This is a genomic window from Olivibacter jilunii (genome assembly GCF_900607235.1).
In the GTDB taxonomy this organism is placed as follows: Bacteria; Bacteroidota; Bacteroidia; order Sphingobacteriales; family Sphingobacteriaceae; genus Olivibacter; species Olivibacter oleidegradans.
Map to the genome: position 1 here is coordinate 183337 of NZ_LR027852.1, position 25624 is coordinate 208960.

Consider the following 25624-nt stretch of genomic DNA (forward strand, 5'->3'; position numbering starts at 1 on the left):
AGAAGGGTGTCTGAAAGTTTTTCGGACACCCTATTTATTTATTTCAACATGCTTTCGCGTTGCTTCTTTATTTCCTCACTATTGATATACTCATCATAGGACATAAGTTTATCAATAACACCTTTGGGGGTCAGTTCAATAATTCTGTTGGCTACCGTTTGTGTTAACTCATGGTCGCGCGAAGTAAATAGTATCGGTCCTCTGAAATCTTTCATCCCATTATTTAAAGCTGTAATAGACTCCAAGTCGAGGTGATTAGTGGGTTCGTCAAAAAGTAAAAAATTCGCCTTTTGTAGCATCATTCGCGAGAACATGCAACGCATTTTTTCTCCTCCGGATAGTACGGAGCATTTTTTCAGCACTTCTTCTCCACTAAATAACATTTTCCCAAGGAAGCCCCGTACAAATTGGTCATCCTGATCTGTTGAAGAGTATTCCCTCAGCCAATCAATAAGGTTTTCATTTTTCCCTTCAAAATAGGCAGCGTTATCCATAGGAATATCAGCTGTACTGATGGTGACCCCCCATTTAAACGCGCCTTTATAATCTTTATCCCTTCCGGTAAGTACTTCGTAGAAGGCGGTAGTTGCTAAGCTGTTTTCGGATAATATGGCAATCTTATCACCTTTGTTCATCATAAAAGATACCTTATCGAATAAGACTTCACCATTCGATACCTTGCCTAAGTTTTCTACCTGTAGAATTTGATCGCCTGGTTCTCTGTTCATTTCATTGAACATAATGGCTGGGTATTTTCGACTAGAAGGCTTGATTTCATCTAAATTGATCTTATCCAAGGCCTTTTTTCTACTTGTTGCCTGTTTTGATTTAGAAGCATTTGCACTAAATCTGCGAATAAATTCCTGCAGTTCTTTAACTTTATCCTCCAGCTTTTTATTCTGTTCTGCGCGTTGTTTTAAGGCCAGCTGACTTGATTCATACCAGAAAGTATAGTTACCGGTATAGATCGTCATTTTACTAAAATCAATATCGACAATATGCGTACATACTGCATCCAAAAAGTGACGGTCGTGCGATACGACTAAAACTAAACCTTGATAATCTGCCAAAAAGTTTTCTAACCAAGCGATTGTATCGATATCTAAGTCGTTGGTAGGTTCGTCCAATACCAGTATGTCCGGATTTCCAAATAGTGCCTGCGCCAATAGCACCCTTACTTTTTGGTTACCATCTAAATCCTTTACCAGTTTATAATGTAGATCTTCTGAAATACCTAGATTGCTAAGTAGGGTAGCGGCATTATTTTCGGCACTCCAGCCATCCATTTCAGCAAATAAGTTCTCCAGCTCGCCTGCTCTTTCTCCGTCTGCATCGGTAAAATCTTCCTTGGCATAAATGGCGTCCTTTTCCTTCATGATGTTGTAGAGCTCTTTATGCCCCATCATAACCGTCTCTATAACGGAAAATTCATCAAAAGCATAGTGGTTCTGACTAAGAACGGCCATACGCTCTCCCGGCGTGATACTGACAGATCCGGTTGTTGGATCTACATCACCGGTAATAATTTTTAAAAAGGTCGATTTGCCGGCACCATTTGCGCCGATTATACCGTAACAGTTGCCCTGTGTAAATTTTAAATTAACTTCGTCAAATAAAACGCGTTTACCAAAGCGTAAAGAAAGATTTGAAACACTAATCATAGGGGGCAAAGATAGCGAATTGAAAGCGTAATGTGAAGAGGATAAGCTTAAAGGTGTACTCTATGATAATATTATCGCTGCACGGAATGACGAAAGAACAATTTCTGTTGGAAATATCCAAAAATGTGTCGAAGATGAAAGCCACAGTACTGGCACAGCTCGCCATATCAGATCATTATACCATGTCCGACCTCTTGTCGCTTTGTTATCATCCGCAGAAAGCCATTGCTTTTCGAGCGGCCTGGATACTGGAATTTGTCGAAAACAAATCGCCTGACCGATTTATCCCTTTATTAGTCGAGTTTATTGAGCAACTTACGCATCAACATAATGCAAGTTGTCAGCGGCATTTTACGAAGATTTTGATGAATTATACCAATAGAAAAGCTAAAACGATTCGTAAAGAAGCTTTCAGTCACTTGACAACAACACATAAAGAACAAGTGGTAGAGCGTGTATTCGAGTGGCTGATCAAATCTGAAACACCGGTTGCGGTAAGGGTCAACTGCATCGAAATACTTTATAACCTCGTTCCTTTATTTCCGTGGATTAAAGATGAGCTAAACGCGCAAATTACTTTTTATTTAAAAGATGGTAGCGCTGCGATGCAGAGTAGAGGAAAAAAATTACTGATGAAATTGCTGGAAGCATCTTGAAAAAAACTAAGATCTTTTTTCGATATCCTTATTTCAGTAGATTGACCTTATATAAATCTGTCCGTCTATCCTTCATGGTTTTTACCGTACCGTATTCATGCAGTTCTTTTAGTGCATAGAGATCCACGTCGGTTAATAAAACCATCTCTGCATTTGGTGTCGCTTCGGCTTTTACGCCATTGGTAGGGAAGGCAAAATCCGACGGAGTGAAGACGGCCGACTGCGCATATTGTATGTCCATATTGTTCACTTTTGGTAAATTGCCAACGGATCCGGCAATGGCCACATAACATTCGTTTTCGATCGCCCGTGCTTGTGCGCAGTTTCTTACCCGTGTATAGCCATTTTGTGTGTCGGTTAAAAACGGAACAAATAGGATTTTCATCCCCTGATCGGCCATGATCCTGCTTAGTTCAGGAAATTCGACGTCATAGCATATCTGAATGCCTATTTTACCGCAGTCTGTATCAAATACTTGTACTTTGTCTCCACCGTACATGCCGTAATATTTGAGCTCGTTAGGTGTAATATGGACTTTGTTGTAGGCGTCGACTTTACCGCTTCGATGACATAAGTAGGTTGTATTATACAGACGATCATTGGCCGAAAGAGAAGGCATAGATCCTGCGATAATATTTACGTTATAGGAAACCGCCAAGCGCTGAATTTTCTCTTTGATTTCTTCAGTGTGTTTGGCCAACATGCGCATCGCCTCCCGTTCGGGTAAGTGGTTATAAGGCTCCATTAGGGGAGTGTTGAAAAACTCCGGAAAAAGCGCAAAGTCCGCACCATATCCGCTAACAACATCCACGAAAAATTCAATCTGATCGTAAAAGGCCTCAACATTATTAAAAAGGCGCATTTGCCACTGGATAAGACCTAAGCGAATGGTTTGCTTGGTAGGTGAAATCGAACTGGTTTTCGGTTCGTAATAGATATTATTCCATTCAAGTAAAGTAGCATATTCCAATGATTCACGGTCTTCGGGAAGATAGTTTTTTAGGATCTTTTTTACGTGAAAATCATTAGATAACTGAAAGGTTAGGGTAGGGTCATAGAGTTCTTTTTGTTTAACCTTTTCAATATACTGTTTGGGTGTAAGTGTATCCGCATGCTCATGATATTTGGGAATCCGCCCGCCGGCAATGATGCTTTTCAGGTTGAGCTGTTCACAAAGTTCTTTTCTCGCATCATATAGGCGCCTGCCCAGACGTAAATCCCTATAGTCCGGGTGAACAAACAATTCGATACCATATAAAACATCGCCTTCAGGATCATGGGTGTTAAACGTGTATTTGCCCGTAATCTCTTCGTACGAATGCGTTCTATCTGTTTTTTCAGAATCGACAATAATCGATAAAGCGCATGCAACCACATGGTCGTCCACTTCGACACACAATTGCCCTTCGGGAAAGATGCTCAACAAATGTTTGATGCTTGATTTGGGCCATATACCGCCTGCTGTGCCGTGATAGGCTTCAACCATAGAGGTTTTTAAATCATTATAATCTGAAAGTCCAAGTGGTCTTATGATGATGTTCATTAGAAAAGTAAAAAATAAAAATTCAAAAGCCTGCCTCCCGGAGGGATGGTAAAAACCCCGAAGGGCTCATTGATAACTATCTTATGTCTTGATACTTATATCTTGCATTCCAACTAGCTAAAATAACGTATTTCCTTTGGGATAGTTTGCTTTTCCCAGATGCTTGTAGGCCAGTTCGGTACATTCGCGGCCTCTTGAAGTTCGCATAATATAGCCCTCCTGAATAAGAAAAGGTTCATATACCTCTTCGATCGTCCCTTCATCTTCTCCTACTGCAGTAGCGATGGTTTTCAGTCCTACCGGCCCTCCTTTGAATTTATCGATTATGGTCAATAAAATCCGATTATCCATTTCGTCCAATCCATGCTCATCAACATTGAGCGCGTTGAGCGCGTATTGGGCAATTTCCGTATCGATATTGCCATTTCCCTTGATTTGGGCGAAGTCACGGGTTCTTCGTAGCAAGGCATTGGCAATCCGTGGGGTGCCACGGCTTCTCCTGGCGATTTCATAGGCACCTTCTTCGCTGATTGGTGTCCGTAATATCCCGGCAGACCGAAGTACGATGGTTGTTAAGAGTTTGGCATCATAATATTGCAAACGCGCATTAATGCCAAAGCGGGCGCGAAGTGGCGCTGTTAACAAGCCTGATCGGGTTGTGGCCCCCACAAGGGTAAAAGGACTGAGGGATAATTGCACAGACCGGGCATTCGGTCCGGTTTCGAGCATGATGTCAATTTTGAAATCTTCCATCGCCGAATAAAGATACTCTTCTACTAAGGGGCTCAGGCGATGGATTTCATCAATGAACAGGATATCACCCACTTCTAAATTGGTAAGTAGGCCAGCTAGATCACCGGGTTTATCTAATACCGGTCCGGAAGTAATCTTAATGCCCACGCCCATTTCATTCGCAATAATATGTGAAAGTGTTGTCTTTCCTAATCCGGGAGGGCCGTGAAGGAGTACATGGTCTAACGCCTCGCCACGAAGTTTAGCTGCTTGAACGAAAATCCGTAAATTTTCCAATATTTTGTGTTGCCCGGTAAAATCTTCAAATGCCTGGGGGCGCAACACCTTTTCTACCTCTTTCTCCGTCTTGCTGAGGTGCTCTGCATTGGGATTTAAATGTTCGTTCATGTTGGAAGCTTTTAGCCGTCAGTTTTTAGTTATCAGCTGTCTGCTTTAAGCCGGTGGCCGATAACTGACAGCTGATTGCTGATAACAAAAATACTAAAAAAATTAGAGGTTTTAGGGCCTGTTGTATTTTCTAAACCAACTGTTAACTTTCATCTGTATAACACCGAAGAAGGCCTCCCGAAAGATTTTGGTACTCATTTTTGATGTACCTTCCGTTCTATCCGTAAAAATGATCGGAACTTCCACTACTTTAAACCCATACTTCAAGGTGGTGAATTTCATTTCTATCTGGAAGGCATAGCCCACAAATTTGATCTTGTCGAGCGGTATAGTTTCGAGTACCTTGCGTTTGTAACACACAAAACCGGCGGTGGCATCACGAATGTCGGTCCCGGTAATCAATCGTACGTACCCCGAAGCAAAATAAGATATTAACACCCTTTTCATAGGCCAGTTTACCACGTTTACCCCTTTGATGTAACGTGATCCAATGGCCAGGTCGGCTCCTTCGATACATGCCTGCCGTAGGCGGATAAGGTCATCCGGATTGTGTGAAAAATCAGCGTCCATCTCGAATATATACAGATAATCTCTTTCTAGACACCAATTAAATCCATGGATGTAAGCCGTACCCAGCCCGAGCTTTCCTCTCCGCTCTTCTAAATGTAGGGAACCGTTAAACACTGCTTGTAAACCCCTTACAATATCAGCCGTTCCATCAGGCGATCCATCGTCAATAACTAAAATGTGATAAGGAAAAGAAAGCGAAAACACTTTGCGGATAATCCTTTCTATATTCTCCTTTTCGTTGTAAGTGGGTATGATAACGATGCTGTCTGACACGGCTTCTTTCCAGTTTTGGTTTTCAAATTACGAAAATAAGGAAATATTATGAGCTATCAGTTTTCGGCTATTAGATTTCAGTAATGTCTCGTTTCTGTTGCTGATAGCCTATTTCCGATAGCTCATTCCAATTATTTTACACCGTGCATCATCTTTTTTAGAATTCCTGAAATAAGAAACAGTATAAGTGCAGCTGTGCCGGAAAGCGTTACGAAAACCATGAAAAATTCATATAGATTATGAACGGTGAAGCCTACAAAAGTTGGGTAAACAATATCAATTTTCTCTTGCGCTAATATAGCCACTTGCTCTGCCGTCGGTTTTACGGCTCCGTCCAATATTCCCTGTAGGTCAATCCCTTTAGACGCGGCAAATTCGAATTTATCCCCTGTAGGAGGAATCAACGCTCCCAAAGTACCTGCTAGGGCGTAACCTGCTGCATTGCCTATAAACCACACGCCCATCAGTAGGGATGAGAAACGTTTAGGTGCGAGCTTGGAAACCAGCGATAACCCGATTGGAGAGAGGCACAATTCACCTAGTGTATGGAATAAATACATAATGAATAGCCAATGAACAGCCAGCTTGCCGGTCAATCCAATCTTGGCAACTTGAACGGCAATGATGTAGTAACCAATGGCTAGTAACAAGAGTCCGATAGCCTGTTTAACAGGAGAAATTGGCTCCAGATTACGTTTTTGCAACTTTAGCCAAAGCCAGCTGAAAGGAAGGGCAAATATGATGATGAATATGGAATTGGCGTTTTGAATAAAACTAGGCGGAAGCTGATAGCCCAAGAAGTTTAAATCAGTCTGTTTATCGGCAACGAAGGTTAGCGATGAGCCCGCTTGTTCGAAAGCTGACCAAAAGAAAATGACGAAGAATGCGATGATGTACATCACTACAATACGATCGCGCTCTATTTTGGTAATGGTTTTATCCGTTAATATCAGAAAAGCTAAGCTTAAGGCCGAAGCGTATATAAAAGGGTAGACCCAGCTTTTAATGGGATTTGGATCGAGTGAAAGGAAGTGAAAAATAATATACAGAACTACCAATACCAACAGGGATGCCACAATTGAGCCTGTCGTAAATTTTGCCTTTTCCGATTCTTCTTCCGCTTGCTTATGATCGGGATGAAAAGAAGGTTTGGCACCAACAGGCTTTCCATCGGGTGACGTTACGTATTTGTTCTTCAGGAAAAAAAACATAACGGTACCCAAAAACATCGCTAAGCCGGCCGCCAGAAATCCCCATTTAAAGGCTTCGACCACACGCACGTCACCCACCTTAACGTCACCCAGGAAAGGGCATACAGACATCCCGAGAAATGCGCCTACATTGATACCCATGTAAAAAATGGTGAAAGCGGAGTCGAGCCTGTTATCTCCTTTATTGTAGAGTTGGCCTACCATCGAGGAAATATTGGGTTTAAAAAAACCATTTCCAACGATAATAATAGCTAAAGCAGTCCACATCACAAATTTTGCAAGATCGAGATTAGATGCATAGACTGATCCGCTAAAGAATAGGCACAACTGGCCAATACCCATAATTGCTCCACCTAGTAGGATACAGTTTCTGTTTCCCAGATAACGATCTGCAATATAGCCTCCAATCATGGGAGTCAAATAACTTAGACCGAGAAAACCGCCATAAACAATTGAGGCATCTTTGTCTGAAAAAGCAAGCGCGTTAACGAGAAATAATGTAAGTAACGCCCGCATCCCGTAAAAATTAAAGCGCTCCCACATTTCCGTGGTGAACAGTACATAAAGTCCTTTGGGATGACTTTGCTGGTTTGATTGTGGTTCTTGTGATAATGTTTTCGTTTGATTCATGTTGTTGATTTGTTTAAAGGTTGATTTTAAACTTATTACAATGTTGGTTTTTTGTTTTTTGTGTGACCTTAGTGTATTTAATAAATGGCGCAAGATAGCTAGACCGCCTCATTATAACAAAATTTATCTGCTAATAATGGAAAAAAACAGAATAGAAATTCTTTCGACCCTGCGCCATCTCGATCTTATATTTATAAGTTTTTCATTATAAAATCAGTCATTTTATTATATAGGTGAATGCTGGTGTTGCCACCGTGAATTCCATGGTTTTTATTAGGATAGTAAGCTTGTTCAAAGGGCTTATTAGCTTGTATTAGCGCTTCGGAGAACATAATGCTGTTTTGAAAATGCACATTGTCATCACCGGTACCGTGGATCAAAAGGAATTTGCCCTTTAAACGATCTGCGTAATTGATAGGAGAGTTGTCGTCATATCCTTGCGGATTTTCTTGTGGGGTACGTAGGTATCGTTCGGTATAAATGCTGTCATAATAGCGCCAGGTAGTGACGGGGGCAACCGCAATAGCGAGCTTGAAAATATCGGCACCTCTGGTAATACAGAGCGATGCCATATAACCACCATAGCTCCAACCCCAAATACCGATTCTTTCAGGATCAACATAAGGCTGTTTGGATAACCATTTCGCCCCTTCAATTTGGTCTTCCGTTTCAAGTCTGCCTAAATTGAGATAGGTTGATTTCTGAAATTCTTCACCTCTGAAACCGGTTCCCCGATTATCTATACAGGCCACAATGTAGCCTTTTTGTGCTAAGTAATAGAACCATAAACTTCTGGATCCGGTCCAGGAATCGGTTACATTTTGGCTCCCCGGGCCGCCATAGACATACATTAGGACCGGATATTTTTTACTTGGATCAAAATCAACCGGCTTAACGAGATAGCCATTTAAGTTGATGCCATTTGCGGTTGAAAATTGAAAGAACTCCGAACCTTTTATGCCGTATTGGTCAGCGATTTGTTTGGCTTTCTTATTATCTTCCAACACACGTACAAGACGGCCATCCTTGTCATTTAATGTGATATAGGCGGGCGAATGGGTATCGGAATGATTTAGAATATAATAACTAAAATCGGTACTAAAGGTGGCACTATTGGTGCCTGGGGAGTTACTAAGTTGTTTTTTGTTTTTACCGGTTACATCAATGGCGTAAATATCACGCTGAAGAGGTGATTTTTCGGTCGATTGATAATAAGCGGTTCCGGTTTTTTCGTTGACACCATATAATTTGGTAACAAGCCATGCGCCTGCCGTTATTTGACGTATCTTGTTTCCGTCCATATCATAAAGATAAAGATGGTTGTACCCGTCGTGTTCGCTTGTTAATAAGAATTGCTTGCCATTTTGTAGGAAAGTGAGGTCGTCATTGACATTAATATAGTATTTGTTTTCCTCCGTGAGTACCACTTTCGAAGTGCCGGTGGTTACATCCGCAAATAGGTAGTCGAGCTTATTTTGGTGCCGATTCATGCGCAACACGCAAAGCAAATTTGGGTTTTGCGTCCATTTTATGCGAGGAATATACTGGTTTTGCTCATTCCCAACTTCAATGCGTGTTGTCTTCCCATCTGCCAATTGATAACAATGTATGCTTACAAGCGAATTTTTCTCTCCTGCTTTTGGATATTTATATTGATACTCGCGTGGATACAATTGCTCGAATATCGTCATCGAGTATACCGGCACCTCGGTTTCATTGAATTTATAATAAGCAATTTTTTTGCTGTCAGAACTCCAGAAAAAGGCCTTTGCAAAAGCAAACTCTTCTTCATACACCCAGTCAGCCCCACCGTTTATTATCTTGTTGGAAGCCCCATCTTGGGTGATTTGCACTTCTTGTAGGTTAAGCAGGTCTTTAATAAAAATATTATTATCACGTACAAAGGCTACTTTACTACCATCCGGTGAAAAAGTGGCAAACTGCTGTTTTCCTTTTGAAGACACTTCCGTAATTTTCTTTGAAGCTAGATCAAAAACATAGTAATTGGCTTTTGATGATCGGCGATAAATCGGTTCACTATCGGCAGCAATAAGCACTTTCGTTTCATCCTGATTAAAATCTGTACTGAGTGGCAGCTTTTTGCCTTTAAATATAATATCCTTTTCGGTATAGATCGCTTCGACAATTTTACCGTCGCGGTAGTTGCTTTTGGCTACATAAGCGATTTTAGTTTCCGGATTGCTTTCTATCGATACATATGTTTTTCCATCTCGAAGTGAACGTAAGCCGCTCACCGTTTTGGTATCAAAGGTGCCCTTCTGAAAAATATCCTCAAGTGTTATGTTTTTAGGAGATTGGGCAAGCGCTGTACTTCCCATAAGCATCAATATGATTAAAGGTAGTTTCATTTTATGGTATTATAAATATGTAATTTGTCTTTGCAAGGTTTAGTATGCTATTCTGAGTTCTTTGCTATAGCGGTGTTATTAATAGATATTGTTTTAATGAGACAGCAAACATGGCGTCTAAATTACAAAATATCATAGGAAATCTAATTATTGTAATAGCATTGTTGAATTTATACCAATGCAAAGCGCTTAAAGAACGCTTAGTTTTCATTCTTCAGTGGTAAGTCCTCTTCCAATATCAGGTAATCGGTTTTGATCTTCCATGCATCGTAGCTCATGTCAGGGCCATAGTGCTCAAATTGCCCCTTCAAGGATGGTGTGGCTGGTGCTAGGTGATCCATTACGATCCGATCTTTGTCCTTTTCGTACTTCATTAACATCGTAGCACGGGCATTATAACTATAAATCAACCGGGAGGCCGTAGCAAATGCAGGGTCTTTGAAAATTTTCTTACCAAATGCAACGGAAGATTCAGTAAGATGAAGTACATCAATTACTTTCTGTGTCACCTTAGGTGTTGTGCCGCGCCAACCCAATAGTAGGTAATGCTGAGGTAAACCCTTCATGGGAATTATATCATAATATTGGGCCCCGTACCAATTGTTATTGTCTAGAGAGGCTTCCTCCGGTTTATCTATAAGAGGAGATCTGTCAACGAGTGCCTTTAAACTGAGCGATCCATCTTTTGTTCGCCATTGGATTGCTCCGTAATATCTATAGGAGCCGTCATTTAATCGGATATGCCATGAAAAAATGCGGAAATTGTTTTTCGGCTCTCTTCGAATGGCTATCATCTTTAAGGTATCCAGGTTGGTATCGTCGATCGAATGCGGACTTTTTAAGTATTGGACTAAGGTTTTAATGAATATGTAATTGGCTTGCAAACGCTCCGGTTCGTTGGTTTCGTTATACATTTTGTAACCCAAGTGGTTCAAGCTATCGAGTAACACATGATTGACTTCGATCGTTTGAGCCCTTAGACCTGATATGTAAATGATTGATATAAAAAATAAAAGTAGCGGTGCCCGTTTAGCATTTAGTTGCATATTTTCAATTTCAAGCTTTACTATTATGACAATCGTTCAATTACGAGTGCACTCGCACCGCCTCCGCCATTACAAATTCCTACAACGCCGAGGTCTCCGTCTTCCTGTCGCAGAACTGATAGCAGTGTTACCAAAATACGGGCACCGGAGGCACCCAGTGGGTGCCCGAGCGACACAGCACCTCCATAAATATTAACCTTTTCGGGATCAAGTTGAAGAAGCTGATTGTTTGCGATCGATACCACAGAAAAGGCTTCATTAATCTCATAATAATCAACTTCCTTTGCCGATACCCCGGCTCGTTCTAAAGCTAGTGGAATTGCCTGTGCCGGGGCGGTAGTAAACCATTCCGGATCTTGCTGTGCGTCCGCATAGCCTAAAATACGGGCCAGCGGTTTAACACCAAGCTGTTCGGCCTTTGCTTTGCTCATGAGCACCAGTGCCGCAGCGCCATCGTTTAGTGTAGAGGCATTGGCTGCCGTAACGGTGCCTTCCTTCTGAAAAACGGGTTTTAATGAAGGAATCTTGTCAAAAAAAACATTGTTTATTTCTTCATCGGTGTCAATAGTTGTTGAATTTCCTTTTTTATCGGTTACCTCAAGAGGTATGATCTCCTGTTTGAACTTGCCATTCCGTTCAGCTTTTTGAGCTCGTTTATAAGAACTAATAGCATATTGATCCTGTTCTTCTCGGGAAATTTTACAAGAAGAAGCACATAATTCGGCCGCTGACCCCATATGGTAATCATTATACACATCCCACAGACCATCTCTGATCAAGCCATCAATTGCCTGTTGATGGCCTAATCGATACCCTGTTCGAGCTTTATCTAGATAATAAGGTACATTGCTCATGCTCTCTGTACCGCCGGCAATGATGATATCTTGATGACCTAAAGCTATGTTCTGAGCAGCGAGCATTACTGCTTTTGTTCCGGATGCACAGACTTTGTTGACCGTTGTTGCAGGAATATTTCCCAGTCCAGCCAATTTAATGACCTGGGTAGCCGGAGCCTGCCCTAGATTGGCTGATAATACATTACCGATATAAGCTTCCTGTATGTCGTCGGCTAATAGGGAGGCTCTTTTTACCGCTTCTTTTACGGCAAGTCCCCCCAATTGTGTAGCTGTAAAGCCGGCAAGACTGCCTCCGAAACTACCAATAGGCGTTCGAGCAGCAGAAACAATGTATACTTCGTTTGTCATGTGGAATGTATTGGTTATGAAGACAAGATAGTCAAAATCTAAATTTTTTGCTAGTCATCCGAACTTTTATTGGTATCATTGGTTTTTCGCCGCATTTTTTTCCGCGTGCGGAGTGCTTCGTGTAATATATACTCGATTTGACCATTGGTGCTTCGAAATTCGTCGGCGGCCCAAGCTTCTAATTCTTTCAGCATATCCGAATTGATTCGTAAAGCAAATGCCTTTTTATCTCCCATAATACATCAGTTGGCGAATGTCTCGCTACTTTTAATTATAAAGTGTTCCGGTATTGACTACCGGAGAAACGCTCTTCTCTCCACATAATACAACCAGTAGATTGCTCACCATGGCTGCTTTACGTTCCTCATCAAGTTGCACGATATCTTTAGCAGATAATCTTTCCAATGCCATTTCAACCATTCCTACAGCGCCCTCTACGATTTGCTTTCGAGCAGCTACCACTGCGGTAGCCTGTTGTCTTTGTAGCATGGCACTGGCTATTTCGGGCGCATAAGCCAAGTGTGTTATCCTTGCTTCGATAACGTCTATACCGGCCCTTTCCAGTCGTTCGTTAAGTTCTCTTTCGAGCATTTGGCTAACCTGTTGTGCGCCATCTTTTAGCGTGATAGTTGCCTCTTCGTCTTCAAAGTTATCATATGCAAATAAATTGGCCAAATGTCGTACTGCAGCTTCGCTTTGCACTTGAACGTACTGAATGTAATCGTCAACTGCAAATAACGCTTTTGCGGTATCTTTTACCATCCATACTGTAACGGCTGCTATTTCTATCGGATTTCCCAATTTATCATTTACTTTCATTTTATGCCCGTTTAGGTTGCGCGCTTTTAGTGATACTCTCTTCCTGACCGCAAACGGATTGATCCAAAAGAAACCTTCCTTTTTCACTGTTCCGATATAATCTCCGAAGAGAATCAGCACGTTTGAGTCGTTCGGATTAATAACCGTAAGACCTTTAAGGATTGCCAACGAAATCGGAATGCCAAGAGCAACCATCCAAGTGTTATTGTACACGCCGCCGGCAAAGATCGCAATTGCAATAATCAAAAGCACAACAATAGCTATATAGCCTGATACCGCAGTAGTAGATTTTTCTTCTTTCATGATTTTCATATTTTATAATGATATCACAATGATATCAAAACAAAATGATAAAATCAAAAAAGAGCTCGCGTTAACAGGATAAAATATTCATAAGAATAGACCAAAAAAAACCTTCGTTAATATAAGTCTCTTGTTAAATGTCTTGTGTTTGGCGCGCAAAATTTTATGGGCAACGCCCTATATAAAACAATTTTCTATAAGTTTGTATTAGGTTTTAAAGAAATCAAATCAAAAAAGTGTCAAAAAATAGAAGGACTCCATCTGTATATTCAAATAATCCGGCCGTTTTTAAATATGGGATGATGGTGCTCAGCGTCATCGTTATCTGCATATTTTTACCAAAACAACCGCGGTTTAGGTTTGAGTACGAAAAGGGTAAAATATGGATGCACGAAGATTTAATCGCACCCTATAATTTTGCCATCCTTAAAACGCCGAACGAGATAAGGGCAGATCGAGAACAAGTGCTTGAATCTGTATATCCCGTTTACGATAACCATACAGAAACCAAGGGGGAGGAGACTGAACGCTTTTTAGCTGAATTTGAAGGAAAGTGGAAGGGAAGTGGGCAGGAAGATCGGGAGATGGGGCTCTATAGTCAAACAGTCACGCAAATTTTAGCACATATTTATGATCGTGGAGTTATTGGACTGACTAAAAAGTTCCAAACAAAAGGAGAGCATTATAATTTTAATCTGGTAACGAATAATATAACGGAAAAAAAGAACACAGCGGAAGTATATACCAGAGAAACTGCCTTAGCCTATGCCAACAGTATCATCGATTCTAAAAGCAGTATAACTGAAAAAGATTGGTTAAAAAGCTTAGTAAGCGATTATATACAGCCCAATTACGTTTACAATGAGCGTCTTACGGATAAACTGATTGCCGAGGCTATTAATAATATATCTACTACTCGGGGGATGGTTCAACGCGGAGAGTTGATAGTAGCAAACGGCAGTATGGTGAATAACGAAGTTTTTCAGAAGGTCGAATCGTTGCGAATGGCTTATGAAGAAGAAGCAAAGATAGGTGGGGATAGAAATGTGGTGGTGATCGGGCAATTTCTAGTAGTAGGATTGGTTGTCACCTTGTTAATGGTTTTTCTTTATCTCTTTAGGATTGACGTATTTTCCAATAATCGTCTATTGTCCTTAATTTTATTGGTGGTTACCGGAATGTTGATCGTTTTATCATGGTCCCTTAAATTAAAGCTGTCAAGTTTATACTACATTCCGTTCTGCATCGTGCCGATCATCGTTCGCATTTTATTTGACACGCGTTTGGCGCTCAATATTCATCTTCTCATGGTGTTGGTATCGGGTTTCTTTGTGCCTAACAGTTTTGAATTTGCCTTTTTACAAGTAACTGCCGGGATGGTAAGTATATATAGCATTAAGACATTGATTAAAAGAGAGCAATTTCTGATTTCATCGGTGATTATTTTGCTTACCTATTTTGTAGCGTATCTTGGTATAATCTTAATCCGGGATGGTTCGATCGAAGATGTAGGTTATGCTTCGTTTGTTCCATTTATTGTCAGCGTTGGCTTGACCTTGTTAGCGTATCCGCTTATTTATGCATTTGAGCGACTATTTGGTATCACATCGGACGTAACCCTTATGGAGCTCACCAATACCAATTCTTCCCTATTGCGTGAATTATCCTATAAGGCACCGGGTACTTTTCAACATTCATTACAAGTTGCCAATTTAGCCGAAGCGGCCATTTATAAAATTGGCGGAAACGCCTTGTTGGTAAGAGCAGGTGCCCTCTATCACGACATAGGTAAAATGCAAAATCCGCAATATTTCATTGAAAATCAGACAAAGGGATATAATCCCCACGATGGGCTAACCTTTGAGCAAAGTGCTCAGATCATTATTTCACACGTAAGTAAGGGCATCGATATGGCGCATAAACACCAACTGCCGGAGTCGATCATTAGCTTCATTCGGACACATCATGGAACTACCCGTACCGATTATTTCTATAATGCTTTTATTAAAGCGCATCCTGATAAAATCGTTGACGAGCAAGTTTTCCGTTACCCCGGGCCCATTCCTTTTTCAAAAGAAACTGCCGTTTTAATGATGGCTGATTCGGTAGAGGCGGCTTCCCGGAGTATTAAGGAGCCTGATGCAGAAAATATAAGTAACTTGGTCGATAAAATTATTGATGGTAAATTAGCGCAAGGACAGTTGCGAAACAGTAATATAACGCTACAGGAGGTAGAGGCCATTCGAGCCATATTTAAGCGAATGCTGATGAGTATTTACCATGTGCGGGTAGATTACGATGTGAAAAAGACTAGAGAAGTTGAATAAGTCGCTCGCAAGCAAACTTGGTAATAGCCATTAAACACAAAAACCCGACTTCATCGGGTTTGCTATTGTTTGGCGGTGAGGGCGGGATTCGAACCCGCGGTACCGTTTCCAGTACGACAGTTTAGCAAACTGTTCCTTTCGGCCTCTCAGGCACCTCACCTCCCTTTTGGGATTGCAAACCTAATACAAAAAATTATTATTTCAAATTTTCTGAATACCAAATCCAAACATTTTTTTTATCAATATGCTATCATTTTGGAGGTCAAGCTGATAAAAAAGGAAAAAGGAATGGCGCCGTGCTTTCAAAGTCAGGGGGAAAGCACTTTACTATCGTCTGTTGATCATATCCGACAACCAACTTGTTTACTTAACCTACATTTCGGTATAAAATTTATAATACAATTCTATTAGTTAACTAATTATATTGATAGAACGTTTCGCAGTAAATTTGTTTGTATTAATAAAGTTATTATGTCAATAAAGAAAATATTTATTACAGGTGCTACAGGCTATATTGGAGGATCAATAGCTAAGTTATTAGTAGATAAGGGATATAAGGTTTCGGGGTTGGTAAGAAAGGAAAGCGACACAGAGAAGCTAAAAGAGCTTGGCATAAATCCCGTATTGGGCACGCTACAAGATGCACCGCTGTTAAGAGAAGAGAGTAAAAAAGCAGATGCAATTATCCATGCTGCCGATGCTGATGATCCTTATGTCATCGATACTTTTTTACAGGCGCTTAAAGGAACGGATAAAACATTTATCCATACTTCTGGATCCAGTATATTGGGAAATAAGGAAAATGGAGAAAAAAGTAACTTCATATACACAGAAGATATTCCGTTGGATGCGCGCTTTGAAAAGGTACATCGCGTAATTATCAACAATCATATTATTAAATCGGCACAACAAAGAATTCGTAGTATTGTGATTGTACCAACTATGATCTATGGAGAGGGGTTGGGGCTAAAGAAAGAAAGTATACAGATCCCCATGTTGCTAAAGTTATCAAAAGAAAGAGGTGCCGGCGTTCACATTGAAAGTGGCGAGAATATTTGGTCTAATGTACATATTGAGGATTTGGCAGAACTTTATCTGAAAGTGCTTGAAAAAGCAAAAGCAGGCTCTTACTTCTATGCAGAAAATGGAGAGTCCTCATTGCGAGATATTGCGCTTTCTATTAGTAAGAGAATAGGTAGGGAGGGGCAGCTGAGTTCTATTAGTATAGATGAAGCTGTATCCCACTTTGGATCAGAAGGCGCTTACTTCGCGTTAGGATCAAATAGTAGATGCAGTTCCGATAAAGCTAGACAGTTATTGGGATGGACGCCAAACTATTCTTCGATACACGATTTTATTTAAAGGTTGAATGGGCTATTTTCTTCATTATTGTACAAAATGATTTGGTATCATCAGTAAATAAATTATTTTTGTGGCACATTCAGGGAAATTAGCTCAGTTGGTTCAGAGCACTGCCTCGACAAGGCAGGGGTCACAGGTTCGAGCCCTGTATTTCCCACTTATTATTATTTATCGTTCTCTTCTTTGTATCCTTCTTTCACTGAAAGTTATTGAACACATTTTTTGACTGCTATGCATGAATATGTTTTTTGCGATAGACTAGAAAAAGTGCTTTAATAAATGTTAAATAGACATCAAAAATAGTCGTTTCTATAAATTTAGCCTACCTTTGTGGCAACTAATCAAGAGAATGCATATGGATATAAGCCTTTCCCCAATTTATAAAAGCCTTTCGTTCGTTTTATTTTTATTAGCTCCCTTTATCGCTTTGGCCCAAGATACAGAAGGGAATCTCTTTCCTGATGGAACAAAAATTCCTAAATGGTTTTCTGATACTTCCAAGGTTCCGTTAGAAAAGTTGGGAAAGCCCTATGTGATCACAGATTTTGGTGTTTCTGCGGATAGCACGATTGTACAAACGAAAGCTATTCAGCAGGTGATAGATCGAGCAGCAGAAAACGGTGGCGGTGTTATTATAGTCCCTAAAGGAACGTTCATGAGCGGTGCTTTGTTCTTTAAGCCTAAAACCCATCTGTATGTTGCTGATCGTGCTGTTTTAAAAGGCTCTGATAATATTGCCGATTACCCTAAGATTCCCTCAAGAATGGAAGGACAAAACCTCGATTATTTCGCAGCGTTGATCAACGCTTATGGAGTAAACGGCTTTACTATATCCGGAAATGGGGTGATTGATGGGAATGGACTTAGGTATTGGGAAGCATTTTGGAAAAGAAGGGAAGAAAATCCAAAATGTACTAATTTAGAAGTTTCACGGCCTAGATTGGTATTTATTTGGAAGTGCAATGATGTGCAGGTACAAGATGTCAAACTGAGAAACGCCGGTTTTTGGAGCAGCCATTATTATCAATGCCATAATGTTAAAATTTTAAATGTACGTATTACTTCTCCGCATGCGCCGGTCAAAGCACCAAGTACGGATGCCATTGATTTAGATGTTTGCACCAATGTGCTAGTCAAAGGGTGTTATTTGTCGGTTAACGATGATGCCATTGCGCTGAAAGGAGGGAAGGGGCCTTGGGCTGATCGCGATCCCGGTAATGGCGGAAACTACAATATCCTTATTGAAGATTGCGAATTCGGTTTTTGCCACGCTGCTTTAACTTGTGGAAGTGAAGCTATTCACAATAAAAATATCCTGATGCGGAATTGCAGCGTGAACGATGCTAAAAGACTGTTATGGTTGAAAATGCGACCGGATACACCGCAAAAATACGAATTTGTGACAGTGGAGAATATAAAGGGAAATGCTTATAGTCTGATTTATGTAAAGCCTTGGACGCAGTTCTTCGATCTGCAAGGTAGAAAGGATGTACCGCTGTCATATTCGGAAAATATTACCTTACGGAATATAAATTTGACTTGTGAGGTCTTTTTTGATATAGACGTAAATGAATACGATAAATTATCAAAGTTTACCTTTGAACATCTCAATATCACAGCGAAGAATGCGAGCTATAACAAGGGCTTGGTTCAAGATCTTTCCTTAATCGATGTGAAAGTAAACGGGCAGACGATACGTTAATAGATAGTAGAGAAATTTAACCTTGCTAATAATGCCGGGGACTTGGGTGCGTCCAAGTGGGATGTATTTTAATACAACACCATAACGTGTAGTAAAGCAAAATCTCTGCTAATTAATGCTTATTTATATTGGATATTTCAAAGACTTTTGTAACTTTGTAATTCAAAGTACTTTTATGAAGGAAAAAGACCTGATGGCGGAATTAAGCTCCATCCGCAGCTTAATGGAACGTTCTGCCAAATTTATATCGCTCCATGGTTTATCCGGTGTGCTAGCGGGCATTTACGCGCTTATCGGTGCATATATCGGATACCGATTAGTTTATCGGACCGATAACGGCATGACTTATGACAATTATTCCCTACACGATCAGGAAACTATTAGCAAGCTTGTGGTAGTCGCCGTCTTGGTACTCATACTGTCAATTACCACCGCGGTCGTATTGAGCGCACGAAAAGCGCAACAACGTCATCAGAAGATCTGGAATACGGCAAGTAAGGCCTTATTGCTCAACGCAGGCATACCTTTATTAACGGGGGGGCTATTAATTCTGATTTTATTATATCGAGGCTATTTCGGAGTGATCGCGCCAGCTTGTCTTATTTTCTACGGCTTGGCATTGATTTCCGGTAGCCATTATACATTTAACGATGTGAAATGGTTGGGTATACTGCAAGTGATTTTAGGTCTTTTTGCAGCAATGATGCCTGGATATGGGTTATTATTCTGGGCAGGTGGCTTTGGGGTCCTTCATATAATTTATGGTTCGGTAATGTATGCTAAATACGATAGGGCAGAATAGTGTTAGAACAATTTAATAAAGCATTTGAAAGTCGTATACGCTTGCAGATCATGAGCGTATTAGCAGCAAATGAAAGTTACGACTTTAGTTCGCTCAAAGACTTATTAGAAGTAACAGATGGTAATCTTGCTTCGCATTTAAAGGCGTTGGAAAAGGAAGAATACATATCCGTTAATAAAAGCTTTATTGGGCGCAAACCCAATACTCGTTATGAGGCAACGCAAAAAGGGATAGAAGCCTTTAAAAAGCATCTGGAATCACTGGAAAAGCTTATTAAACAACAAAAATAATTTTTTTATCTATTCACTTTGAAACACAAAGTACTTTTAATCTAAAAAAATGGAAAATCAAAAAGAAAAAAATGGCTTACTAACTTGGTTAAGGAGGTCTGCAACAGCAAAATTAGCAATGGTTGGTTTTCTCAGTTTGCTATTACTTATCCCTTCTTCATGGGTAACTGATCTTATCCGTGAACGGCAAGGGAGGCAGAAGGAAGTCATGGACGAAATAGCAAAAAGCTGGTCAGGTAACCAAAATGTAATCGGTCCTATTTTGGTTATACCATATACGGCATTTCAACGGATTAAAGATGATAAAGGCAATATTACTATTGAAGAAGTTAAACAACATGTATTTCTAATGCCTAATAATCTCCACGTCCACGCAGACGCTCTACCGCAGCTTCTACATCGCGGAATATTTGACGCGGTCGTTTATAATGCGAAAGTATCGATTAAAGGCGACTTTGAAGAATTGGACTTAAAAAAATTAGGTATTGATCCGCAACATTTATTATGGGATAAAGCCCAGCTTCTGGTAAATGTACGAGATGTTAAAGGGCTTAAAGAGATTCCAAAGATTAATTTGGGCGATACAACGGTTGCAATGGAACCCAGCTTTTCTGATGTACGTGTCTTCAAAAATAGTCTCGCCAGCGCTATCGATTTAAGTAAAAAGAGAAGTACCCAACGTTCTTTTAGCTTTGAACTCCAGCTTAGAGGAAGCGAAGGGTTTTCTTTAACACCTATTGGAAAGAATACCCATTTTGAATTAACCGGGAAATGGAAAGACCCTAGCTTTATCGGTAGCTATTTGCCCGAAACACGGAATATTTCTGACTCTTCTTTTGCTTCCCAATGGAACATTCCTCATTTTAATCGTCCTTTCCCTCAGCAATGGGTGGATAATGATGGCGCTCGCTTAAGCGACGCTGAATCCGGAAATAGCTGTGGGGTAAATTTCCTGTTACCGGTAGACCAGTATCAGAAAAACATGCGTTCTGCAAAATATGCCATGTTAATTATTCTGCTTACGTTTGTATCGCTGCTATTTACCGAGTTTATAACAAAAAGCTTTGTGAATATTGTGCAATATGTGTTGATTGGCTTGGCGATGGTGGTTTATTATACATTGCTTTTATCTTTTAGCGAGCAGCTTGGTTTTACATGGGCCTATATCATTGCCTCTTTGGCTACTATTATATTAATTGGTTCTTTTATTTCCACTATTCTTAAAAAGGGGAAATCTGCTATGCTGTTAACCGGTATTCTTGCGGTTTTTTATATTTTCATATATGTTATAATTCAACTGCAGGAAATGGCTTTGTTGGTGGGGAGCATTGGCTTATTTATTGTAATAGCCATGCTCATGTATGCTTCCTCCAAGATTTCTTGGGAAAATAATGATTAGCGGTGTCTAAAGGTACCATCGAACCGTTCATTTCGATCATAGTGCCTGTCTGCTAAAGGTAGGCAGGCACTATGTTTTTCAACCCCATTCCGCAAGCTAGCAACCGCGGGATGATATGAAAGAAGATGACGTTTTAGCCCTTTTAATAGTTAAGCTTATGAATTGCCGTAATGGTTCCGCCCTCTACTTTTAAACCTTTTTTAGCCGTTGCCAGATTTGCGTCAAACACATATACGAAGCTGCCTTCACTCGCTGTAGTAATGCCAATATAACCCCGTATACCGTCTAAAGGGACAAAATTGTTAATGGTAGTTACACTGGTAATGTCTTCCGGTGTCCCTGTAACCCATTTAAAGGATTTATTGCTGACATCTGCAATGGCAAATTTTCTGGCTTGTCCGTCTGTGCTATTGGGTTCGGCATATAGGGTAAGTATGAATTTATTTTCGCCTAAATAGGTCCAAGCGGCAATGTGGTAGCCACCTGAAACTTCCTCCACATTGAAAAAGTAATTTTGGTCGAACTCTTCCGTGGTACGGTTAATTCGTACAATCGCGGAAGGATTCGTTGTTGTAAGCTGCGAATTGTTTGTAGCAGCGGCAGGGGAAAACGCATACACCTCACCTAACTCGGTTTCAACCAAACCATTTAGAAAGTAATCGCCAATGTAGCTGGTGCGATTATCTCGGATAACTTTTTCCACCTTTAACTCCGGGTAAGACAATACGGCTACCCAACTACTGTCGGGAAAAGCTGTTCCGAAAGCATCACCGCAACAACCCTTGATACTCATATACGGCGCGTATATTTTATTACCAACTTGGGTTGCCCAGGTAAAATGTGCCCGTTCGCCATTTCCAGCCAGTTGAACAATGTTTACCTGCTCTTCACCAACTACACGATATTGTCTGGCATCTACGCGATACATTTGCGAAAATTCATTACCGGATCGAGGCACTTTCATGAGGAGAATGTCGTTTTGTGCCGGTGCAAAAACCTGTACGGTTTCCGATTTAAAGTCGGAGACCTTAACTAATTTGCCCAATGAGTCGAGGCGGTACGTTGTTACGGCACCTGGATTCCCTTGTCCGTATAACAAGCTAAAAAATCGGTTTCGATGAGTTACATAATAACGATACGACCCATCCTGCTCTATACCATTTCCCTGCGTGGTTATCATGCCGTTCTCTAAATCATCCGCCAGCAATAGGTAATCAGCGACGCCTTGCGTGCCTACCGGGGTAGCAGTCACGACATATTTAGACTTGCCTGTCAGCACATCGTCCCCGTCATTTACATTAAAATATTCGAGCGGTTCATCACATGCCGCCAATTGCAAGGCAGCAAAAAAGAAAAGTAAAGATTTATAGCGTGTTTTCATCGTTTGATCAGTTTTAATATTTATTAATAAAATAACGCAGTTTAACATAGAAGGCCCGGCCTGGTTTCTGTAGCGAGAAGTTGTCGTATAATCGGTTGTTAACGATGTTTTTGCATTCTAAACCGATATTATATTTTCCATTCGCTAAGGTGTAGGTTACATTTACATCCTGATTCCATTGCCGCGGAATATCACGTTTTGTCTGGGTATCCCCCTGGCTTGGCCAGGATAAATAATAAGCGTGTACATAAAGGATATTATACCCTAAACTAAGCGTATTGCCTTGTTTTCCCACATTATTAAAGAATAAGGAGGCGTCGCCATTGCCAAAAAGATAAGGCATATTGGGAATTCTATCACGGTATAGCGGACTTTCCATGGTGTATCCGTCTTCATATTTTGTATTATTGCGTAAATTCTGATAAGTCATATTTACGCCCGCCGTAAAAATATTCTTAAATGAATAACGTACTTCACCATCAACGCCCAAATTGGTGACATCTGCCAGGTTTCCTAAGAGTTGCTTCGTTTCGTTCGGATTTAAACGTGGTCTGATAAAATCTTTCGCATTGCGATAAAGTAGATTTCCGTCGAAACTAAAACGATGAACTTGGTTGATATGCGTTTGGTAGCTGAAACCAACGTTGAAATTATCACTTTTCTCGGGTTTCAAGTCAATATTACCCTCTAAATTCAGTAAATCACCGAATAACTCTTCTGCTTCAGGTAGTCGATAACTGCGTTCGTAAGACGCCTTCAATTGTAGATTTGGAAGAATAAAATAGGTGCTGGCAATGCCATATCCTATTTTATTGATACTGTTGCTCAATTGATTATAGGCCACATCTCCCCAACCACCACTTGGCTTATAACTCTGAGAATAATCAGTACGTTGGTAAAAGTGCTTAGCAAATACAGAAGTATTCCATTTTTCGTTAGCAGCAAACCGATACCCAAAGCCAAGTACATTCTTTCGTGTCTTCCGTGGTTGATCATAATTCTCATCTTCCGGAAATAATTCATCCGAGCCTTTGCGATTAAAGGTGGTTACTACATTGTTTAGGTTGAAAGAATGTTGCTCGTTCAGTCTGTAGGCTAGATTCGCCGTTACGATCCCATTGTTGTTTTTATATTTATACATGGACCGTTGCCTTTCGCTGCCCTCCCCAGGGTATTCTTTAAACTGCCCAAACCAGTTATAACGACGATATGCCGTATCGATGTTCTGTTCTTCTCCGAGATTAATATTTCCGGTAATTCGTAAATCCAAACCTTTAAGAAACAGATCCTTTTTTATGTATTTAACGCTTGGCATTACAATGTTTCCTCGCCGATGCCAAGCACCGAAAACACTTTCCATGCGGGCTCCCGTCTGCACTTCGGAGAAGTTTTTACCTAGCGTCACGCCTAATAATAATTGATCAGCGAATGACTTGTTTTCCACACCTGCATTGGCAATGACTGTCTCATTGTGATAATTATCATGAAAACGTCTTACTTTAATGTTTTGGTAAATTTGTTGGGTATACAAATCCGTTTCGGTCACGGTTACTTTGTAGTCGTTATCTGAATAGTTCTGAAATGCATTTAAGCGAAAAGTAAAACCTTTAGGTGACGTATATGCCAAATTAACGGCAGATCGATGCGTATTGAAAGAGCCATACGAATAGGAGGCGTCTAGGTAGTTCTGCTTACTGTTGTCGGTCACGATGTTTACGGCTCCTCCTAAAGCATCAGATCCCAACCAAACAGGCACGACCCCTTTATAAACTTCCACGCGTTCAGCAAGGTTGATCGGGATATTGTTTATCTGAAAGGACGACCCGAAATTATCCATCGGTATGCCATCAATAAAAAACTTTACTTGTCTTCCGGTGAAGCCGTTAAGTGAAAAATTAAAGGTCGATCCTACGCCGCCGTTTTCCCGTACACGCACACCGGATACCCGATCCAATGCATGAGATAAATCTAACGTAGTATTGTGTAATTTGCTAGCATCCAAAGATGTCACATTGTAGGCCTGTCGATTGATCTCTTGATTGGAGGTGCGACCGATTACCGTAACTTCTTCCATTTGATTAATGTCTGGAGTTAAGCTAAAATCGACAACTAGATCGCTATTATTAAGTTGTATTGTTTTTTCTGCCTTTTTGAAACCAACTACCGATACAATTAAACGATGTTTTCCATTTGCTACTCGTTGAAGCAGGTAAATACCCTGTCCGTCGGTATGTGCAGCTGGACCATTAGTGATTTGAATGGAGGCGCCTACAACAGGAGCCCCGTGTTCATCCATGATTTTTCCCGAAATGGAAGGTGCCTTTTTTTGTTGGGAATAGGTTGAGAAAAACAGGAGGCATAAGCTTCCCATTAGCAAAATTTTCTTAATTTGCATTGCTTTTAATATTGACTAAGTGTTAAAAGTTACCTGACAAAATGTTAGGAGGCTATACAGGTGCGAACTGTATGGCCTTTATTTTTGCCAAAGATAGCATCTTATTTAGAATAATTAAAAATAAATAAAATCTTTAATCAGTCGCCATCAACAGCTGGTGTTCTTTTCCCCATTTTTCTAACATTCCAAGTATTGGCTTCAACCGCTGTCCGCTTTCGGTTAATTCATATTCAACACGAGGCGGGACCTCCGCGTAGACGGTACGTTTCACCAACTTATTTTCTTCCAGCTTTCGTAGTTGTAAAGTCAACATACGCTCGGTAATGTTCGGAAGTTTCTTTTTTAGCTCACCGAAGCGTAGTTTTCCATTAATTAGATAGCAGCATATCGCTAATGTCCATTGCCCACCAATAAGGTTTGCTGCATATACTTCCATGCATTCGGAGCTTAGTGCTTGTTTATTTTCGAAATTAGTTGAGCTTTCCTTTATTTTCGTCATACTTACATTTTTGTTGGTACCAAACAATGGGATGCTAATAT

General features: G+C 40.5%; 20 protein-coding genes and 2 tRNA genes. 8 read left to right on the forward strand and 14 right to left on the reverse strand.

Annotated elements, in window-relative coordinates; genetic code table 11:
* Window positions 1-38 precede the first annotated feature (38 nt).
* Window positions 39-1661 carry an ABC-F family ATP-binding cassette domain-containing protein gene (locus E0E36_RS16990; protein WP_130856959.1) on the reverse strand — a complete coding sequence of 541 codons (1623 nt, stop codon included), beginning with the start codon at window positions 1659-1661 and terminating at the stop codon, window positions 39-41.
* A gap of 62 nt (window positions 1662-1723) precedes the next feature.
* Between E0E36_RS16990 and E0E36_RS16995 the strand changes: the two genes are divergently transcribed.
* Window positions 1724-2317: a hypothetical protein gene (locus E0E36_RS16995; RefSeq protein WP_130856961.1), complete on the forward strand. Its 594-nt coding sequence runs from the start codon at window positions 1724-1726 to the stop codon at window positions 2315-2317.
* Window positions 2318-2345: 28 nt separating this feature from the next.
* Here the strand turns inward: E0E36_RS16995 and E0E36_RS17000 are convergent, their stop codons facing one another.
* The 9 genes from E0E36_RS17000 to E0E36_RS17040 all read right to left on the reverse strand — a co-directional run bounded on the left by E0E36_RS17000 (window position 2346) and on the right by E0E36_RS17040 (window position 13426).
* Window positions 2346-3860 carry a carbon-nitrogen hydrolase family protein gene (locus E0E36_RS17000; RefSeq protein ID WP_130856963.1) on the reverse strand — a complete coding sequence of 505 codons (1515 nt, stop codon included), beginning with the start codon at window positions 3858-3860 and terminating at the stop codon, window positions 2346-2348.
* Between the two features lie 117 nt (window positions 3861-3977).
* Window positions 3978-5000: a Holliday junction branch migration DNA helicase RuvB gene (gene ruvB, locus E0E36_RS17005; RefSeq protein WP_130856965.1), complete on the reverse strand. Its 1023-nt coding sequence runs from the start codon at window positions 4998-5000 to the stop codon at window positions 3978-3980.
* Window positions 5001-5111: 111 nt separating this feature from the next.
* On the reverse strand, window positions 5112-5843 hold the full coding sequence (locus E0E36_RS17010) for a polyprenol monophosphomannose synthase (RefSeq protein WP_130856966.1): 732 nt from the start codon (window positions 5841-5843) through the stop codon (window positions 5112-5114).
* Between the two features lie 131 nt (window positions 5844-5974).
* Window positions 5975-7684, reverse strand: a complete 1710-nt coding sequence (locus tag E0E36_RS17015; RefSeq protein WP_130856968.1) for a peptide MFS transporter — start codon at window positions 7682-7684, stop codon at window positions 5975-5977.
* A gap of 191 nt (window positions 7685-7875) precedes the next feature.
* Window positions 7876-10053 (reverse strand): S9 family peptidase, encoded by a 2178-nt coding sequence (locus E0E36_RS17020; RefSeq protein ID WP_130856969.1) that lies wholly within the window; start codon window positions 10051-10053, stop codon window positions 7876-7878.
* A gap of 200 nt (window positions 10054-10253) precedes the next feature.
* A complete protein-coding gene (locus tag E0E36_RS17025) occupies window positions 10254-11099 on the reverse strand; it encodes a hypothetical protein (protein ID WP_130856970.1) in 846 nt (281 codons plus the stop codon).
* A gap of 23 nt (window positions 11100-11122) precedes the next feature.
* Window positions 11123-12304, reverse strand: a complete 1182-nt coding sequence (locus E0E36_RS17030; RefSeq protein ID WP_130856972.1) for an acetyl-CoA C-acyltransferase — start codon at window positions 12302-12304, stop codon at window positions 11123-11125.
* Window positions 12305-12354: 50 nt separating this feature from the next.
* Entirely contained in the window at window positions 12355-12540 is a 186-nt protein-coding gene (locus E0E36_RS17035) for a type II toxin-antitoxin system antitoxin (RefSeq protein WP_013665751.1), read from the reverse strand.
* 31 nt (window positions 12541-12571) lie between these two features.
* Window positions 12572-13426, reverse strand: a complete 855-nt coding sequence (locus E0E36_RS17040) for an SPFH domain-containing protein (protein ID WP_130856974.1) — start codon at window positions 13424-13426, stop codon at window positions 12572-12574.
* A gap of 236 nt (window positions 13427-13662) precedes the next feature.
* Between E0E36_RS17040 and E0E36_RS17045 the strand changes: the two genes are divergently transcribed.
* Window positions 13663-15753 (forward strand): HD family phosphohydrolase, encoded by a 2091-nt coding sequence (locus E0E36_RS17045; protein ID WP_130856975.1) that lies wholly within the window; start codon window positions 13663-13665, stop codon window positions 15751-15753.
* A 70-nt stretch (window positions 15754-15823) separates the two neighbouring features.
* Here E0E36_RS17045 and E0E36_RS17050 read toward each other — a convergent pair.
* Window positions 15824-15913: transfer RNA gene (locus E0E36_RS17050), tRNA-Ser, on the reverse strand.
* Window positions 15914-16224: 311 nt separating this feature from the next.
* Here E0E36_RS17050 and E0E36_RS17055 point away from each other — a divergent pair.
* The 6 genes from E0E36_RS17055 (at window position 16225) to creD (ending at window position 21308) form a co-directional block, all read left to right on the forward strand.
* Entirely contained in the window at window positions 16225-17115 is an 891-nt protein-coding gene (locus E0E36_RS17055; protein ID WP_130856977.1) for an NAD-dependent epimerase/dehydratase family protein, read from the forward strand.
* Window positions 17116-17197: 82 nt separating this feature from the next.
* Window positions 17198-17272 (forward strand) — tRNA-Val (locus E0E36_RS17060).
* A 198-nt stretch (window positions 17273-17470) separates the two neighbouring features.
* A complete protein-coding gene (locus E0E36_RS17065) occupies window positions 17471-18817 on the forward strand; it encodes a rhamnogalacturonidase (RefSeq protein WP_242627279.1) in 1347 nt (448 codons plus the stop codon).
* 175 nt (window positions 18818-18992) lie between these two features.
* Window positions 18993-19619: a hypothetical protein gene (locus E0E36_RS17070; protein WP_242627281.1), complete on the forward strand. Its 627-nt coding sequence runs from the start codon at window positions 18993-18995 to the stop codon at window positions 19617-19619.
* A complete protein-coding gene (locus E0E36_RS17075) occupies window positions 19619-19909 on the forward strand; it encodes a winged helix-turn-helix domain-containing protein (protein ID WP_130856982.1) in 291 nt (96 codons plus the stop codon). Before E0E36_RS17070 ends, E0E36_RS17075 begins: the two co-directional genes overlap by 1 nt.
* A gap of 49 nt (window positions 19910-19958) precedes the next feature.
* Window positions 19959-21308: a cell envelope integrity protein CreD gene (gene creD, locus E0E36_RS17080; protein ID WP_013665758.1), complete on the forward strand. Its 1350-nt coding sequence runs from the start codon at window positions 19959-19961 to the stop codon at window positions 21306-21308.
* A 142-nt stretch (window positions 21309-21450) separates the two neighbouring features.
* Here the strand turns inward: creD and E0E36_RS17085 are convergent, their stop codons facing one another.
* From E0E36_RS17085 to E0E36_RS17095, 3 genes are all read right to left on the reverse strand, one after another.
* Window positions 21451-22689, reverse strand: coding sequence for a DUF4374 domain-containing protein (locus E0E36_RS17085; protein ID WP_130856984.1), 1239 nt, complete (start codon window positions 22687-22689; stop codon window positions 21451-21453).
* Window positions 22690-22702: 13 nt separating this feature from the next.
* On the reverse strand, window positions 22703-25084 hold the full coding sequence (locus E0E36_RS17090) for a TonB-dependent receptor (protein WP_130856985.1): 2382 nt from the start codon (window positions 25082-25084) through the stop codon (window positions 22703-22705).
* Between the two features lie 133 nt (window positions 25085-25217).
* The gene (locus tag E0E36_RS17095) at window positions 25218-25583 is read right to left on the reverse strand and encodes a winged helix-turn-helix transcriptional regulator (protein ID WP_013665761.1); all 366 of its coding nucleotides are present in this window, start codon (window positions 25581-25583) and stop codon (window positions 25218-25220) included.
* Between the last annotated feature and the right edge of the window lie 41 nt (window positions 25584-25624).

Excerpts from the sequence above, each read along its gene's own strand:
- E0E36_RS16990 (WP_130856959.1), bottom strand. The coding sequence starts at position 1,661 with ATGATTAGTGTTTCAAATCTTTCTTTACGCTTTGGTAAACGCGTTTTA.
- E0E36_RS16995 (WP_130856961.1), top strand. The coding sequence starts at position 1,724 with ATGATAATATTATCGCTGCACGGAATGACGAAAGAACAATTTCTGTTG.
- E0E36_RS17000 (WP_130856963.1), bottom strand. The coding sequence starts at position 3,860 with ATGAACATCATCATAAGACCACTTGGACTTTCAGATTATAATGATTTA.
- ruvB (WP_130856965.1), bottom strand. The coding sequence starts at position 5,000 with ATGAACGAACATTTAAATCCCAATGCAGAGCACCTCAGCAAGACGGAG.
- E0E36_RS17015 (WP_130856968.1), bottom strand. The coding sequence starts at position 7,684 with ATGAATCAAACGAAAACATTATCACAAGAACCACAATCAAACCAGCAA.
- E0E36_RS17020 (WP_130856969.1), bottom strand. The coding sequence starts at position 10,053 with ATGAAACTACCTTTAATCATATTGATGCTTATGGGAAGTACAGCGCTT.
- E0E36_RS17025 (WP_130856970.1), bottom strand. The coding sequence starts at position 11,099 with ATGCAACTAAATGCTAAACGGGCACCGCTACTTTTATTTTTTATATCA.
- E0E36_RS17030 (WP_130856972.1), bottom strand. The coding sequence starts at position 12,304 with ATGACAAACGAAGTATACATTGTTTCTGCTGCTCGAACGCCTATTGGT.
- E0E36_RS17035 (WP_013665751.1), bottom strand. The coding sequence starts at position 12,540 with ATGGGAGATAAAAAGGCATTTGCTTTACGAATCAATTCGGATATGCTG.
- E0E36_RS17040 (WP_130856974.1), bottom strand. The coding sequence starts at position 13,426 with ATGAAAGAAGAAAAATCTACTACTGCGGTATCAGGCTATATAGCTATT.
- E0E36_RS17055 (WP_130856977.1), top strand. The coding sequence starts at position 16,225 with ATGTCAATAAAGAAAATATTTATTACAGGTGCTACAGGCTATATTGGA.
- E0E36_RS17065 (WP_242627279.1), top strand. The coding sequence starts at position 17,471 with ATGGATATAAGCCTTTCCCCAATTTATAAAAGCCTTTCGTTCGTTTTA.
- E0E36_RS17070 (WP_242627281.1), top strand. The coding sequence starts at position 18,993 with ATGAAGGAAAAAGACCTGATGGCGGAATTAAGCTCCATCCGCAGCTTA.
- creD (WP_013665758.1), top strand. The coding sequence starts at position 19,959 with ATGGAAAATCAAAAAGAAAAAAATGGCTTACTAACTTGGTTAAGGAGG.
- E0E36_RS17085 (WP_130856984.1), bottom strand. The coding sequence starts at position 22,689 with ATGAAAACACGCTATAAATCTTTACTTTTCTTTTTTGCTGCCTTGCAA.
- E0E36_RS17090 (WP_130856985.1), bottom strand. The coding sequence starts at position 25,084 with ATGCAAATTAAGAAAATTTTGCTAATGGGAAGCTTATGCCTCCTGTTT.
- E0E36_RS17095 (WP_013665761.1), bottom strand. The coding sequence starts at position 25,583 with ATGACGAAAATAAAGGAAAGCTCAACTAATTTCGAAAATAAACAAGCA.